We start from the raw sequence: 13,040 nt of genomic DNA, 5'->3' as shown, positions 1-13,040 counted from the left end.
ACGAAGGGCAACGTTCTGCAAAACTTGGGAGTGAACGTCAGAGAGTTCAGGGTGAATGGCCTTCCATTTGCCAATAGCAGCCTGCTGTGCGTACAGGGCAAGCGTTTCATTGCGTGTCTCGTAGACGGCGGTACGCTCGTTCACAAGGCTATTATAGACTTCGCGGCAGGTTTCAAGAGTACGGTTCAACGCCGACTCCTGTGCCTTCGTCGGAAGAACCCTATATTTTAGGCAAATCGTCCTCACGGGTATATTATACCCGTGTATCCGCTTAACAATCACAAGGAAAGGGCGTCCTTGGAAGGACGCAATGCCTTACATCCCCACGGCTAAAGCCGGGCGCCTTACGGCATTTTCCTGGTAAAATGCCCTGTCATGCCACGACGGGATAGAGCACATCAGACGGTTCGACACGCACTCGAAAAAGAAGGGTGGGTCATTACACATGACCCACTGATGCTTGAGTATGGCGGGACTAATCTCTACGTGGATCTAGGAGCGGAATATCCTCTTGGGGCGGAGAAAGATGGCGATTATATCGCAGTAGAGATCAAGGGGTTTCAGTCGCCCTCTGACATGAATGAGTGGGAGAAGGCACTAGGGCAGTACCTCTTTTACGAGTTTCTTCTTGAGGAGCAATACCCAGGGCGCACTCTTTTTCTAGCGATGCCTGAGGAGGCATTTCATCGTGTTTTTCAGGATTCCCGAGGTCAAGAATTTATTCGCCGACGTGGGATTCGCTTGCTTATTTTTTTAGAGGCTCAAGAGGAGATCAAGCAGTGGATTCTGTAAAAGAAATCATCAAAAATATTCTTTCTGAGTATGCTGAGTTTTTTGGGGTTCAGCCTAATATGGAGATTGAGGCGATTTTCGATGATGAAAAAGGACACTATGAGCTGCTCCAACACGGCTGGATAGGCAATCGGCGGGTACACGGTATTTTCCTTCATCTGGATGTTAAGGGTGAGAAAATCTGGATACAGCATGATGGCACAAGTGAAGGCATCGCGACGGAGCTTATGGCGGCAGGAATATCTCCCAAGCAAATCATCCTCGCATTTCGCAGCCCTCGCGAGCGCGAAGGTGGCATTTTCGCAGTCGCTTGAGTGCCCCTTGTTTCCTTACCAGGCTTAGCGCTTCCAGCGCTGCCACTCCAGCCCAGGGCGCTCGACACGAAACTGTACCAGGCGCATGGCTTTGGCTTCGGTGACATAAGCAGTGCAGCCATCTTTGCCACCGAAGCAGATGTTGGTGGGATGCTCACCGAGTACATTGATCTCCTGGAGCACTTCCGCGCGGGGCGAAAGCTTCACCACGGTTCCCTTGCCGTGACGAGTGGCGTAGAGGTTGCCGTCTATGTCGCAGCGCATCCCGTCGAAGCCGTAGTCGTCGAACTTCTTAAAGAGGCGCTTGTTCTTCAGTGCACCATCGGCAGCAATCTCCAAGGCCCAGATCGTGCGCTGGACACTCTCGTTCACATAGAGTGTCTTGCCATCGGGGCTCACTTCGATTCCATTGGTCGTGCCCATCGCGCTGGCCTCAAGGATTGTCTTGCCCTCTTTGGTGACCCGCCAGAGTTGACCCGTGCTGTTGCCCCAATGAGGATCGCTGGCGTAGAGTACTCCGCTGGCTGCAATCGCAATATCATTGGGCTGGTTCATTGTGCCATTGTGTGCAAAGACACTGATTGAGCGCGTTGCCATGTCCACACGCAAGATATTATGATCCGTGTAATCGGCGATAAACATCTCGCCCGCTTTATTGAAGCGAATCCCATTGCCCGCACTCTTCTCGGGTAGAGTTAAAAACAGCTCCGCTTTGCCGTCGGGGGTGACGCGTGCAATGCCGCGCTTGTCTCGGAAGCTCACGCAGTAGATATTGCCCTCACGGTCGCAGGCCGGGCCTTCAATCCCCGTCGTAAAGTCTCCCTGAGTGAGCGGTGTCGCCTCGTAGAGTTTCTCTTTCATAGAAAGCATTGTACTCTAGGAAGCGCAGTGAAGGCAGGGAGACTTTTTTAAGTCTAAGAAATCTAAGAACTTTAAAGGCTCAGGGAGTAGAGATGCAACGTAGAAAATTTTTGGCACTAACCGCGGGGACTTTTTTATCTTTTGGTTTTGGTAGTAAAGCAGATGCGCAGACACAAAAAACGCAGACAGCGGGTCCAAAAATCTACACGCCAAAGAAGCCACTTGCGAAGCCCTGGCGTCCCGGCTCGCCCCTGACCCAGCGCATGGCAAACCAGAGCTATAGTCTCATTGAGGATCGCCCTGGGTTAAAGCTCTACTCGCCTACTGCGGATGAAGTCCATGCTGTCGCTTTTGCTGAAGGGATCGAGTGGGTAGGCGCGATGAGCGATATCAAAAGAGTGGATCGCAAGCGTAACTTGGTGCGGGTCTACACCAGTAGCGACGGGGTTCCATCAGGCGTGCTCCAGCAGCTTGTCGCCGATGATAAAGCAGCCTTTGCGGTGATAGAAACACAGGAGCAGGGCAGGCTCCTCTGCTGCTACGATGCCACAAAAGATCGTTTTGAAAGCTTTCCGCTTCCACCGCACAAGGCTGCCTACAGCGCATTCTCCTCCACCTCGACCGGCGAGGACTTGCTGGTTCTGGGGCCGACCCTGGTAGCGTTCGTGCCCTGGTTCAACGATAGCCGAAAAGGGGGAGCGCCCCCATTTCTTATCTTTGATCGCAAGACACGAAAGCTCGCGCCAGGAAAGTGGGATCTGGCGGTGCAGTTCGATCATCCCGAGCTGGAAACCCGCTTCGCCACGATGACCGGGGAGACACTCTGGCTAGGGACGCAGATCGGGCTTCTGGGAGCACCCTTGCGCACCGACGAACTAGAGCCTCAGTGGCGACGCTGGCTCCCGGCCCGGAGTGTCTCGTGTGGCACTGTGCTTACCCCTGGAGTCGTGGCCGTGGCGACCCGTGAGCGCAACCGGAGCGACAGTGCCTTGCTGGAGACGCTGGCACTCAAGACGGGCAAGCGCGGCTCCCTTCCCAGCTTTCCCAATGCCTCTCAGCCCTATCAAGTGTTGGCATCTTCGCTGGTGGCAACCCGTGACGGAGCCCTCTGGCACCTGGGGCCGTCTCAAGAAAATTTTAATCCCATGGCTCCCCTCGGGCCGGAGGTTTATCGCCTGACGTTGGGGGCGACTCAGTGGCAGAAAGTCGTTTGGAACGATGCCACCCCGGGCCGTCCCAGTTTTTTCATGGGGCCGCCTCCCACGCTCGCCGATGAGAAAACTCTCCCGGATCCTATTGCGGCAGCGCTGGTCTGTCGGCTCCGTAGCAACCAGCCCAACATGCGCGGGGGCCGCATGGTGGGAAATATGATGGGAATGGGAGTTGACCAGTCCCAGTGGCTACGGCAGCGGTTCTGGCGCTGGCAGCAGCCCGAACACAGTGCGGAAATTCCCCTGGAGCTTCTCCAGCCCAGTGTGCAGCCGAGCCGAAGGGAGCTGCGCGACGTGAAAGACCCAGTCACGGTCTGGCTGGCAGAGCGTGGTGGCTTTGTCTCGGTACTGCGCCGCGATCTACCGCCTGCACAAAGTGTTGCAACGCCTAGCGGGATAATATCGGTATCGCCGCCGCTGAGCCGGGTAGATGCCCCTAGTGCCCAGCACTTCCCCGTGAGCATGGCGGGGGCGCGGCATCGGATTCGGATTCGCAAGCTCTTGGGCGGCGAGACCACTCTGGTGATGTCGGTAAGCGCATCTCGGTTATTGCGCCTGAGCAAAGAGGGGATTGTTTCCTTGGACACAAAGGACGATCCCTTGCGTTTTGCCAGTACGGAAGGCGCTGTCGCGGGACCCGCGAAAACGTGCTTTGTGGTGGGGCGCTCCGGGGGGCAGTCGCAGACACTGTGGCACTGGGACCAGAAACAGCAGGCACTTATTGACACGGAAGTTGCGGTGGATACGCGTAGTGCGCTGGCGCTGGGCGGGACGAGCAAGGGACTGTGGAGGCGAGTGGGAGCGCGTGGGCCTGGAGTTTCCGCCCAACCACCCGCCCCCAAACTACCTGGGGGCGGGAGCCGATGTCCTGTGGTTTGAGGCGAGACTGCCAGACGGGAACGGGAAACAGTATCTGGTGGTCTGGAATCCTCAGAAAAGCGCCTGGAGTGAGTCCGAAGTCTTCGATTCGTCGAACTTGGGTTTTTCTTTTGGTTTCTCCCCCTTTGGTTTTGGGGTCGTGACATCGCCCGATGGTATCGGCTGGGCTTGCACGAGCAGCCTTCTGGGCTACGATCCGCAGAACCACCGCTGGGAAAACATCGCGCTACCGAAAGTAAAAGAAGGGCAGACACGATCCGCTAGTGTTCTGGTGGCGGCGACCTCGCGTGCTCTCTGGGTGGTACGCACGGACGGGACATGGCGCTACGACCGGGCGGCAAAGACCTGGAGCAAGCCCGAGTCGGCACAGACAGGCTTTCAGGCGGATGCCCGGTTTTTGTCTCTGCCTGTGGCCTGCACGTCTGATGCCGAAGGGAGCTGGTGGCTTGGCACGTTTGAGGGGCTCTGGCGCTTCGATCCCGAGCAGGGACTCTGGCAGGAGCAGACACAGGAAGCCACGGTTGAGAATACGTCACTGGCCTGTACTTTAGTGACCGAGGACGCCGTCTGGGGACAGAGCGACACGGCGCTGGCATGGCTGGATCGCAGGAGTGGAAAGGCGCGCCTCTTTGGGCGGGAGAGCCTGGAGGCTTTGGGAGCCTTTGGCAGTATGTCGCCGCGTTCGGGGGCTGGATTATGCTGGTTTTTGGGAAGACAGCTCGCCTACTTTGAGACTCAGACACAGCGCTTTGTCTCCGTTCCGCTGCCGAGCCTACCTGAGGCAGCGGAGAGTGTTTTGAACTGTGTGGCCGTTGAAGGGGTGCCTGGCCAGACGCAGCAGGCGCTGGTGGCGGTGAACTCTGCGAGCACGGGGGCACTATATCGCTGGAGTGCTGGTGCGCTCAATCCCACGCCGCTTGCGCAACCTGACGGTGTGCGCCATTTTTACGATATCCGCCCCGCCGGGAGTGCACTCTTTATCGCCGCCTCGGATGGGCTCTGGCGCTGGGAGCCCAGTGGGCGCTGGGAGCCGCTGGTGCGAGGGGAGAGCCTTAATAGTCTGGTCGGAGCAATGGGCTTTTTCCGGTTGATCCCCGATGAGAAGTTCCCGAGTGTTCTCTGGGCCTTGGGTGGCTCCGGGTTCTCGGCGGTGGGCGGGCTGATAGCACGGATCGAGGGGAGCTAGCGCACCTCACGCTGCCGCAGGCCAGGAATGCAGAGCGCGACGATCCCTCCGAGCAAGCAGGCCAGAGCGACACTGAGGAGCACTTGCTGGGGGGAGATGCGCAGCAGAAGCGCTCCGCCCAGCGCGGCCCCCAGTGGCATAGACGGAGCGAGGAGGGCCGTGTGCACTCCGAAAAATGTCCCGTGCTCGCTCTTGTCCACCGTGCGCTGTAAAAAACTCGTCTCAATGGCCATATACGGTCCCCAGACAATGCCGCCAAAGAAGAACGCCGCAAGGGCGTAGCCCAGTGAGGGAGCAAAGGCCATGCCGAGCTGGAAGAGGCCCCAGAGCAGGGCGATGCACGCCATCGTGCGGCCCGCGGGGTAGCGTGAGAGCCAGCCCGTACTAAAGCTCCCTAGCGTGCCGCCAATCCCCACCGCCGACCAGAGCATTCCCATTCCGGCGGCATCGGAGTGAAGATGCTCTTTGACGAATATCGGCAAGGCGGCTTCCGTGGGGCCGTAGGCAAAGAAGAAGACAAAACTGAGAATTGTCACGAGCGCCGCCATCGGGTAGCGACGGAGAATCGTCCAGGTCTTGGGGGCATCTTCTTGAGGAGCTTCACGCGCAATATTAGGCATCGTGGCGATGGCTCCGATCAGGGCGAGAAAGCTAATCGCATCCAGAAGTAAGGTCTGTGTCGCTCCCCAGGCGGCGATGGCGACGCCCGCCAGCGCGGGGCCGACCACGCCGGGAAGCTGCTCGGTGAGGGCCAGTGCGGCATTGGCGCTCTCTAGCTCGTCGTCTTTGACCAGAAACGGGGTCAGGAGCCGTGTCCCGACCCGTGTGGCAGGCGAGAGTGCCCCCATCAGCGCGGAGATAACATAGACCATGATGAGCGGAAGCCAGCCCAGCCGATCCAGCAGAGGAATGAGACCTATCAGCACCGCGCGGGCGAGGTTGTCCGCGATCATCAAGGGGCGCGGTTGCCGTCGGTCAAGCCACTTGCCGATCAGTGCACCCGTGAAGACCGTGGGGAGGGAAAAACAGAGAAGCATCGTCCCCACGGCGGCCCCGGACTTGGTGCGCTCCACTAAGTACCAGGTCAGCGCCATCCACGTAAAGGTGTCGCCGAGCCCGGAGATCATCGCCCCGATCCAGAGCCGACGAAGTGCGGGGTGACGGCGCAATAGAGAAAGAATCCCCACGCGTCTAAGCCAGAATTCCCTTGAGCACACGTGCGCCTTCAACCCCGGTGAGCTTGGCATCGAGCCCCTGAAATTTATAGGTGAAGGCGTCGTGATCTATCCCCAGAAGATGCAGCATGGTCGCGTGCAGATCATGTACTGTGGCGATATTCTCTTGCGCGGCATAGCCCAGCTCATCGGTAGCGCCGTAGACCAGCCCGCGCTGAATGCCCGCCCCCGCCACCCAGACCGACATGGCTTTATTGTGATGATCTCGCCCGGTTGGGCCTTTGTTACTCTGCGACATGGGCGTGCGGCCAAACTCGCCGGACCAGACAATCAGCGTGTCCTCAAACATCCCACGCTGCTTGAGGTCTTTGATCAGCGCGGCGCAGGCCTGGTCTACTTCCTTGGCGCGCCGAGGCAGCTCTTCTCTGAGAAGGCTGTGGTGGTCCCAGTCGCGGTGGTAGAGCTGGATAAAGCGCACACCTTTTTCGGCGAGACGGCGAGCCAGTAAGCAGTTGCTGGCAAAGCTACCGTCGCCGGGTTGGCAGCCATAGCTCTCCAGCGTCTCGGGCTTTTCCTGGGAGACATTCATCAGCCCTGGCACCGAGATCTGCATCTGGTAGGCGAGCTCGTACTGCGCGATCCGGGTGGCAATCTCGGGGTCGTCTACAAGGCTATTATGATGGGCATTGAGCGACGAAATCGCCGCAATATCCGCGCCCTGCTGTGCCTGTGTCACGCCTTTTGGGCTTGCCAGGTAGAGTACGGCATCGCCTTGACTGCGGAGCTGCACTCCCTGAAACTTGCTGGGAAGAAAGCCACTGCTCCACTGGCGCACCGAGATTGGCTGGGGTGAGCGGCCCGGCCCGAGCGAGGTCAGCACCACAAAGCCTGGTAAATCTTTGGACTCGCTTCCGAGGCCATACGTCACCCACGAACCCATGCTCGGCCTGCCTGCGATCTGGCTTCCCGTGTTCATGAACATGTGCGCCGGGTCGTGGTTGATGGCGTCGGTGGTCATGGAGCGGATTAGGCAGATATCGTCTATCACGGAGCCTGTGTGCGGAAGAAGTGTACTGAGCTCTGTCTGGTTCTTGCCGTACTTGGCAAAGGTAAACTGGGGGCCAAAACAGAGCAGCTTCTGGCCTTGTAATTGCGCAAGCTGCTGGCCCTTAGTGAAACTCTCCGGCATCGGCTGGCCATCGAGCTGTGCAAGCTTTGGCTTGGGATCGAAAAGCTCTAGCTGCGACGGCCCCCCTGCCATGGTGAGCCAGATCACCCGCTTGGCCTTACCCGTAGCCCGCGCGTGTGCGGCAGTGAGCAAGTTGCTCAGGGCGAGTGCCCCAAGCCCCTGCGTCGTCTTGCCCAGAAAAGAGCGCCGTGTGAGTTCGTTCATTGGCGTGTTATTGTCTCATGAAGGTTGAGGAGTACGCGGCAGACAAGTGTCCACGCCGCGAGCTCGGGCTTATCGAGGTTAGTGGGAATAGGGGCCAGCCCGACCGCAAGCACTTCGTCGGCGGCACTCGGTGTGGCTTTGTAGCGTGCTCGGTGTTTGTCCTGAAGTGCAAGCAAAGTCGCTTGCTCCGTGGCATCGGGGTTGCGCTGGAGCGCCTGTTGCCACGCCCACGTGAGCCGCTGCTCGCTGGGCTGCTGGAGAACTTGGATCGCAAAGGCTCGGGCGGCTTCTACATAGGTCGGGTCGTTGAGTAAGACCAGTGCTTGCTGGGGGATATTGGAGCGGCTGCGCTCCGCGGTGCACTCCTCGCGACTGGGGGCATCGAAGGCCAGCATCGAAGGATGCAGAAAGCTGCGCTGCCACCAGACATAGAGCCCCCGCCGGTACTGGCTCTCGCCTTTGTCGGTGGCGTACTTACGGGTGGGAAAGTTTAAGGTGTCCCAGTAACCGTCGGGCTGGTAGGGTTTCACGCTCGGCCCCCCGATTTTTAGAGAGAGCAGACCCGCGATCGCGAGCGCATTATCGCGCACCAGCTCAGCGTCTAAGCGGTAGCGGCTCTGGCGGGCGACCTCGCGGTTGTCGGGGTCGGCGGCGAGAAGCGCTTTGCTAGCGGTCGAGACTTGCTTGTAGGTATTACTACGCACCAGGAGGCGCACCATGTGCTTGACATCCCAGCCACTATCCTGAAACTCGCAGGCGAGCCAGTCCAGCAGCGCGGGGTTGGTAGGCGGCTCACCCTGCGCCCCAAGATCATCTAGGACACGGCTGATGCCACTGCCAAAGAGCTGCTTCCAGAGCCGGTTCATCACGGTGCGTGCGGTGAGTGGGTTCTCCCGCGCGACCAGCCAGTTGGCGAGATCCAACCTCCCCCCTAGCCCCCCTCCGGCTCCGCGAAGGGGGGGAAGGAAGTTGGGCGTCGCTGCCGTGACCGTCTCGCCAGTTTCATCGAGGAAGTTGCCACGGGGGAGAATCCGCACGATGCGCTTCTTGTCCGTGCTCACCGAGACCAGGCAGTGGGTGAGCGTGGCTTCGTAGGCTTTCTTCTCCGCGCCTTTGAGCGTCGCGAGCTGCTTCTCTTGCTCGGGCGTGGCGATGACCATTCCCGGCTCACGGGCGGCCACAATGCCTTCCTGAATATCGGCAAAGAAGGCCCCGAGGCGAAAGAAATCGCGCTGGGTGAGGGGGTCGAACTTGTGGTCGTGGCAGTTGGCGCAGCCCGTGGTCTGCCCGAGCCAAGTGGCTCCCACGGCACGCACGCGGTCCGTTAAGTAGCGCGCCTCGTAATCCTTGGGCTGTGCGCCACCTTCCTCAGTGGTAAGCAGGAGCCGATTGAACGCCGACCCGATGCGCGTCTCTTGCGAGGCATCGGGCAGTAAATCGCCCGCGATTTGCTCTCTCGTAAACCGATCAAAGCGCTTGTTGGCGTTGAAGGCGTTAATGACATAGTCGCGGTAGGGCCAGATATTGCGCGGATTGTCACTGTGGTAGCCGATGGTATCGGCGAAGCGGGTCACATCGAGCCAGCCCTGCGCCATGCGCTCGCCGTAGTGCGGGTTGGCGAGCAAGCGCTCCACTAATTTCGCGTAGGCATCGGGGGCTTTGTCGCTCTCAAAAGCACGCACTTCGGCAGGTGTCGGCGGCAGGCCGAGCAGGTCGGTGTAGAGGCGGCGGATAAGAGTTCTTCGGCTGGCTGTGGGAGAGAGCTTGAGCCCCTTGCTCGTGAGCCGCTTCTGTACCAGAAAATCAATGGGGCTCTGGCCTGCCGGGATCGTCGCTTTCACCGGCATTTCATAGGCCCAGTGCTTCTGGTAGGTCGCCCCTTGCGCGATCCAGCGCTTCACTATCTCTTTTTGCGTTGCCGTGAGTATTTTATGGCTCTCGGCGGGCGGCATCAGCCCCGCATCCGGGGCGGCGAAGATGCGCGGGAGAAGAGCGCTTTTGGTTGCCGCGTTGGGCTGATCCAGCCGCAGGTTCGCCTGCCGTTTCCCCACGTCCGGGCCGTGGCAGTAGAAGCAGTTGCTGGAGAGAATCGGGCGGATGTCCCGGTTGAACTCCAATGCCGAGGGAGGCTTTGGGGGCTGAATGGCCGCTGCCGTCAGCGTAGCGGCGAGGGCAAGGAGGCTGAGCAGAGTTTTCATTGCAGGCAGATCAGCTCGCGCATCGTGCGGTGGTAGAGTTTTCCATTGACCGCCGTCGGGGTGTTCAGGCTCCAGGTCTGTCCCAGCGGCCCCAGATCGTTGACCGCAAGAATCGCTTTTTCATCGAGCTGCTTGGCTTTTCCATTGATGACATAGGTCACGCCATTTTGTGTTGTCCAGTAGATCTTGCCGTCTACTGCGATTGGGGAGCCAATAAAAATCCAGTGCCAGCCGTCGCGCTTGGAGCGGGCGTCTTGTGCGATATCACGGCCCGCTGCATTGACGGTCGAGGCGGGCACAGGCTTTTTGTAGACACCGCCAGTGGCAGTGGGCAGCTCCAGATACTCCACCTTGCCGGTGGTGAGATTCACGCGCCCCGTGCAGTAAAGTGGGCCCGTGGGACCCTGACCGTAGGCGGGCTGCGGGTTGGAGAAACACAGAAACCAGCAGTGGCCATTGATAATGATATTAGTGAACCAGGCGGGGAAGACTTTGATTTTGCGCGCCTTGAGGTCAATATCAGTCTCGGTGACATACTTGCTGCCGTCCCAGGTGCGTAGTCCAACGCTCTGATCCAGCGCGATGGTTCGTAGTAGCTTCCCCGTCTTACTCTCTAGCACCGTCATCGTGGAGTGGTCTTCGTCAATCCACACCGCGATTTTTTCGTCCCAGTGCATGTTGTAGAGCGCCTTGCCGGTCAGCTCCGTGCGCCAGATTGTTTTTCCGTCGCGCAGGCTTGTCAGCGAGAGGCCAGTGGGCTTCTCCGGAACATCATGGTGCCCGCCGCGCCCTTGAAGAACACACGGCACTCCGCCGAGTTTTCCAAAGACCGGTGTGTTGTAGTGTGTCAGTGCGTCTTCGGCGACCCACAGCACTTTCCCCGTGGCGGCATCTAGTCCCTTTAGGTAGTTCCAAGGATCGCGCTCGCGCTGCGGGTCGCCGAGATCGCGTGGCTCGCAGCTGAGTAGCACGCCGTTGTCTAGGATCGGCTCGAACTGCTTATTAAACGGACGGCCCGTGGTCGGTTTCCAGGCCCGCGTCCAGAGCACGCGGCCGTCGCGTACTGCGTAGCACGCAATGTACCCACTGGAGTTTGTGAACCAGACAGATTTGCCATCCGTCACGGGTGTGGGGGAGCTTGAGTCCGAGAAGCCGTAGGCGTACGGGCTGGGCTCACTTGCGGGCAGCTCGACGCTCCAGAGAATCTTGCCGCTGTTGGTATCCACGCAGTGCCCGACAATGCTTCCGCCCTCTTTGGCCGTGTTGCTTGGCGCTTGCACGGCCATCGTGGTGAGAAACAATCGCTCGCCCCAGACCGCGATCCCACTCTGCCCCGTCTCGGGGAGCGTTGTTTTCCAAACAACTCCCTTACCGTCTGCCACGCTCCACGCAACAGGTGCCTTACCCGTCGTCTGCCAGTTTCCATTAGGCCCCGCCGCCTGCGGCCAATTGCTCATCTAATTCTCCTCGTTCTCACTATTTTATCTCTTCCGATAAAGGATTTCCGCCATCGAAGCGAACGCGACTGTCTTCTTTGGGTGTGTAGGGAGAGTGTTTTTTGAGATACTCCACCAGCACGGCGCGGCGCGTCTTACCCGTTTCCTGGCCGTCTATCGCGATACGTCGGATGGCGCTAGCGAACAAGTACGACGAGGCCGCGCCGGAGTAGTACGTGTCGTTGTCAAGGGGCTTGCCTTTCAAGCTTGCTCCGATAAGCTCCCAGCCAAAGCGCGAGGTGCCGCGTTGCTTCACGGAGTAGCGCAGGTTCGCCGAGGGAAGGGGACGCAGGGTACCCAGAAGCTTCTTCAGCTCGCGGCCCTGGATCTTGAACGTAAACAGGGCGTTGTCAAACGGGTCCAGGGAGACAATATCGCCGAAAGTGACTTTGCCTTTTCGTAGCGCCGCACGGACACCTGCCTGGTTTTCGAGATAGAAATCCGCGCCCGTCGCCTCGGCCATGGCATCGCAGACGAGGTAGTAGTTGGTGGGCTGCAAGTCGTGGTCGGGCGTGTCGGTGAGATCCGCCGTCACCTCCCCAACCACGGCATCGTACTTGGCCCTGATCTTGTCCCAGTAGCCCGCCACTATTTTTGCCGTCGCGAGGTCCTCGGGAATTTCTTTAGTTATCGGGAGCAGCTTCTCCGTGAATTTGTCTATCTTCCACTTCCCCGACGCATCGCGCTTGGCCGTAAAGTCCAGCCGCCCCAGCTCCCCGACCCACTGGTGGTCTTGCAAAATAATCGTCCCGTTCTCGATCACTCCAATGGGCAGGCGGGTGTGCGAGTGCCCCCCAACAATCACATCAATACCAGACACACTCCGGGCGAGCTGCCGGTCTTCGTCGAGGCCGAGGTGCGTGATGGCAATGACCAGATCGGCTTGCTTGCGTAGCTCCGGCACGAGTGTGGCGGCGACAGTCAATGGATCGTTGATTTTATAGGCCGCTTTTGCCGCCGTGTAGGTCTTGGTGCTACTGGTGACCAGCCCAAAGAGCGCCACTCTAAGCCCGCCCCACTCCCTGATGAGATAGGGCGGCAGGATGCTTTTGTTGGTTTTCTTGTCGCTGACATTGGCGAGCACCAGCGGGAAAGTCGGGGTCTTAGTGAGCGCCTCGAACTGCGCAACTGTCATGTTAAAGTCGTGGTTGCCAAAGACACCAAAGTCGTAGCCGACGGCGTTCATGGCGGCGTAGTCGGCTTGCGCGAAGAACTCCACCGAGAACGGCGAGCCGTCCATGCAGTCGCCCGCATCCATCAGCCAGCAGTTCTTCTCCTGCGCCTTGATCTGCTTCACCAGAGTCGCCCGCCGCGCAATCCCACCAATGTCTTGCGTGAAGGGCATCTTCCCCACGGCGTCTTTGGGCGAGACGCGGCTTGGGTAGGAAAACGGTAGCAAGTGCCCGTGCTGGTCGTTGGTGTGCAGCAGCGTGAAGGACTTGTTCTCTTGCCACTTACCCTCCTCCCCCCGGCCCTCTCCTCCCGATAACAGGAGGAGGGGGAGAAGAAGAAGAGGGAGTATGGCTCGGTTCATG

The 13,040-nt window shown here is 59.3% G+C and carries 10 protein-coding genes; 3 read left to right on the top strand and 7 right to left on the bottom strand.

Annotated elements, in window-relative coordinates; all coding sequences use genetic code 11:
- Nucleotides 1-246: helix-turn-helix domain-containing protein (locus ACH2ED_RS05230; RefSeq protein WP_395089151.1), on the bottom strand; the 246-nt coding region annotated here is incomplete at its 3' end.
- 129 nt (nucleotides 247-375) lie between these two features.
- Here ACH2ED_RS05230 and ACH2ED_RS05225 point away from each other — a divergent pair.
- Nucleotides 376-792, top strand: coding sequence for an element excision factor XisH family protein (locus tag ACH2ED_RS05225; RefSeq protein WP_395089150.1), 417 nt, complete (start codon nucleotides 376-378; stop codon nucleotides 790-792).
- A complete protein-coding gene (locus tag ACH2ED_RS05220) occupies nucleotides 780-1,106 on the top strand; it encodes a XisI protein (protein ID WP_395089149.1) in 327 nt (108 codons plus the stop codon). The genes ACH2ED_RS05225 and ACH2ED_RS05220 overlap by 13 nt, the downstream gene beginning before the upstream one ends.
- A 24-nt stretch (nucleotides 1,107-1,130) precedes the next feature.
- Here ACH2ED_RS05220 and ACH2ED_RS05215 read toward each other — a convergent pair whose 3' ends face one another.
- A complete protein-coding gene (locus ACH2ED_RS05215; RefSeq protein WP_395089148.1) occupies nucleotides 1,131-1,967 on the bottom strand; it encodes an SMP-30/gluconolactonase/LRE family protein in 837 nt (278 codons plus the stop codon).
- 92 nt (nucleotides 1,968-2,059) lie between these two features.
- On the opposite strand from ACH2ED_RS05215, the gene ACH2ED_RS05210 reads away from it, so the two are divergent.
- Nucleotides 2,060-4,057, top strand: coding sequence for a hypothetical protein (locus tag ACH2ED_RS05210; RefSeq protein WP_395089147.1), 1,998 nt, complete (start codon nucleotides 2,060-2,062; stop codon nucleotides 4,055-4,057).
- Nucleotides 4,058-5,239: 1,182 nt separating this feature from the next.
- Here the strand turns inward: ACH2ED_RS05210 and ACH2ED_RS05205 are convergent.
- From ACH2ED_RS05205 to ACH2ED_RS05185, 5 genes are read right to left on the bottom strand one after another with little or no spacing between them, the layout of a single operon-like run.
- Nucleotides 5,240-6,412 (bottom strand): MFS transporter, encoded by a 1,173-nt coding sequence (locus tag ACH2ED_RS05205; protein ID WP_395089146.1) that lies wholly within the window; start codon nucleotides 6,410-6,412, stop codon nucleotides 5,240-5,242.
- Between the two features lie 22 nt (nucleotides 6,413-6,434).
- Nucleotides 6,435-7,811 (bottom strand): DUF1501 domain-containing protein, encoded by a 1,377-nt coding sequence (locus ACH2ED_RS05200; RefSeq protein ID WP_395089145.1) that lies wholly within the window; start codon nucleotides 7,809-7,811, stop codon nucleotides 6,435-6,437.
- The gene (locus tag ACH2ED_RS05195; RefSeq protein ID WP_395089144.1) at nucleotides 7,808-10,009 is read right to left on the bottom strand and encodes a PSD1 and planctomycete cytochrome C domain-containing protein; all 2,202 of its coding nucleotides are present in this window, start codon (nucleotides 10,007-10,009) and stop codon (nucleotides 7,808-7,810) included. Before ACH2ED_RS05195 ends, ACH2ED_RS05200 begins: the two co-directional genes overlap by 4 nt.
- Complete coding sequence (locus tag ACH2ED_RS05190) at nucleotides 10,006-11,466, bottom strand: PQQ-binding-like beta-propeller repeat protein (protein WP_395089143.1); 1,461 nt, start codon at nucleotides 11,464-11,466, stop codon at nucleotides 10,006-10,008. Before ACH2ED_RS05190 ends, ACH2ED_RS05195 begins: the two co-directional genes overlap by 4 nt.
- Nucleotides 11,467-11,485: 19 nt before the next feature.
- The gene (locus ACH2ED_RS05185) at nucleotides 11,486-13,039 is read right to left on the bottom strand and encodes a bifunctional metallophosphatase/5'-nucleotidase (RefSeq protein ID WP_395089142.1); all 1,554 of its coding nucleotides are present in this window, start codon (nucleotides 13,037-13,039) and stop codon (nucleotides 11,486-11,488) included.
- Nucleotide 13,040: the final 1 nt, after the last annotated feature.

The organism is Armatimonas sp., from assembly GCF_043757465.1.
GTDB lineage: Bacteria > Armatimonadota > Armatimonadia > Armatimonadales > Armatimonadaceae > Armatimonas.
This window is presented reverse-complemented; position numbering and strand designations above follow the sequence as displayed.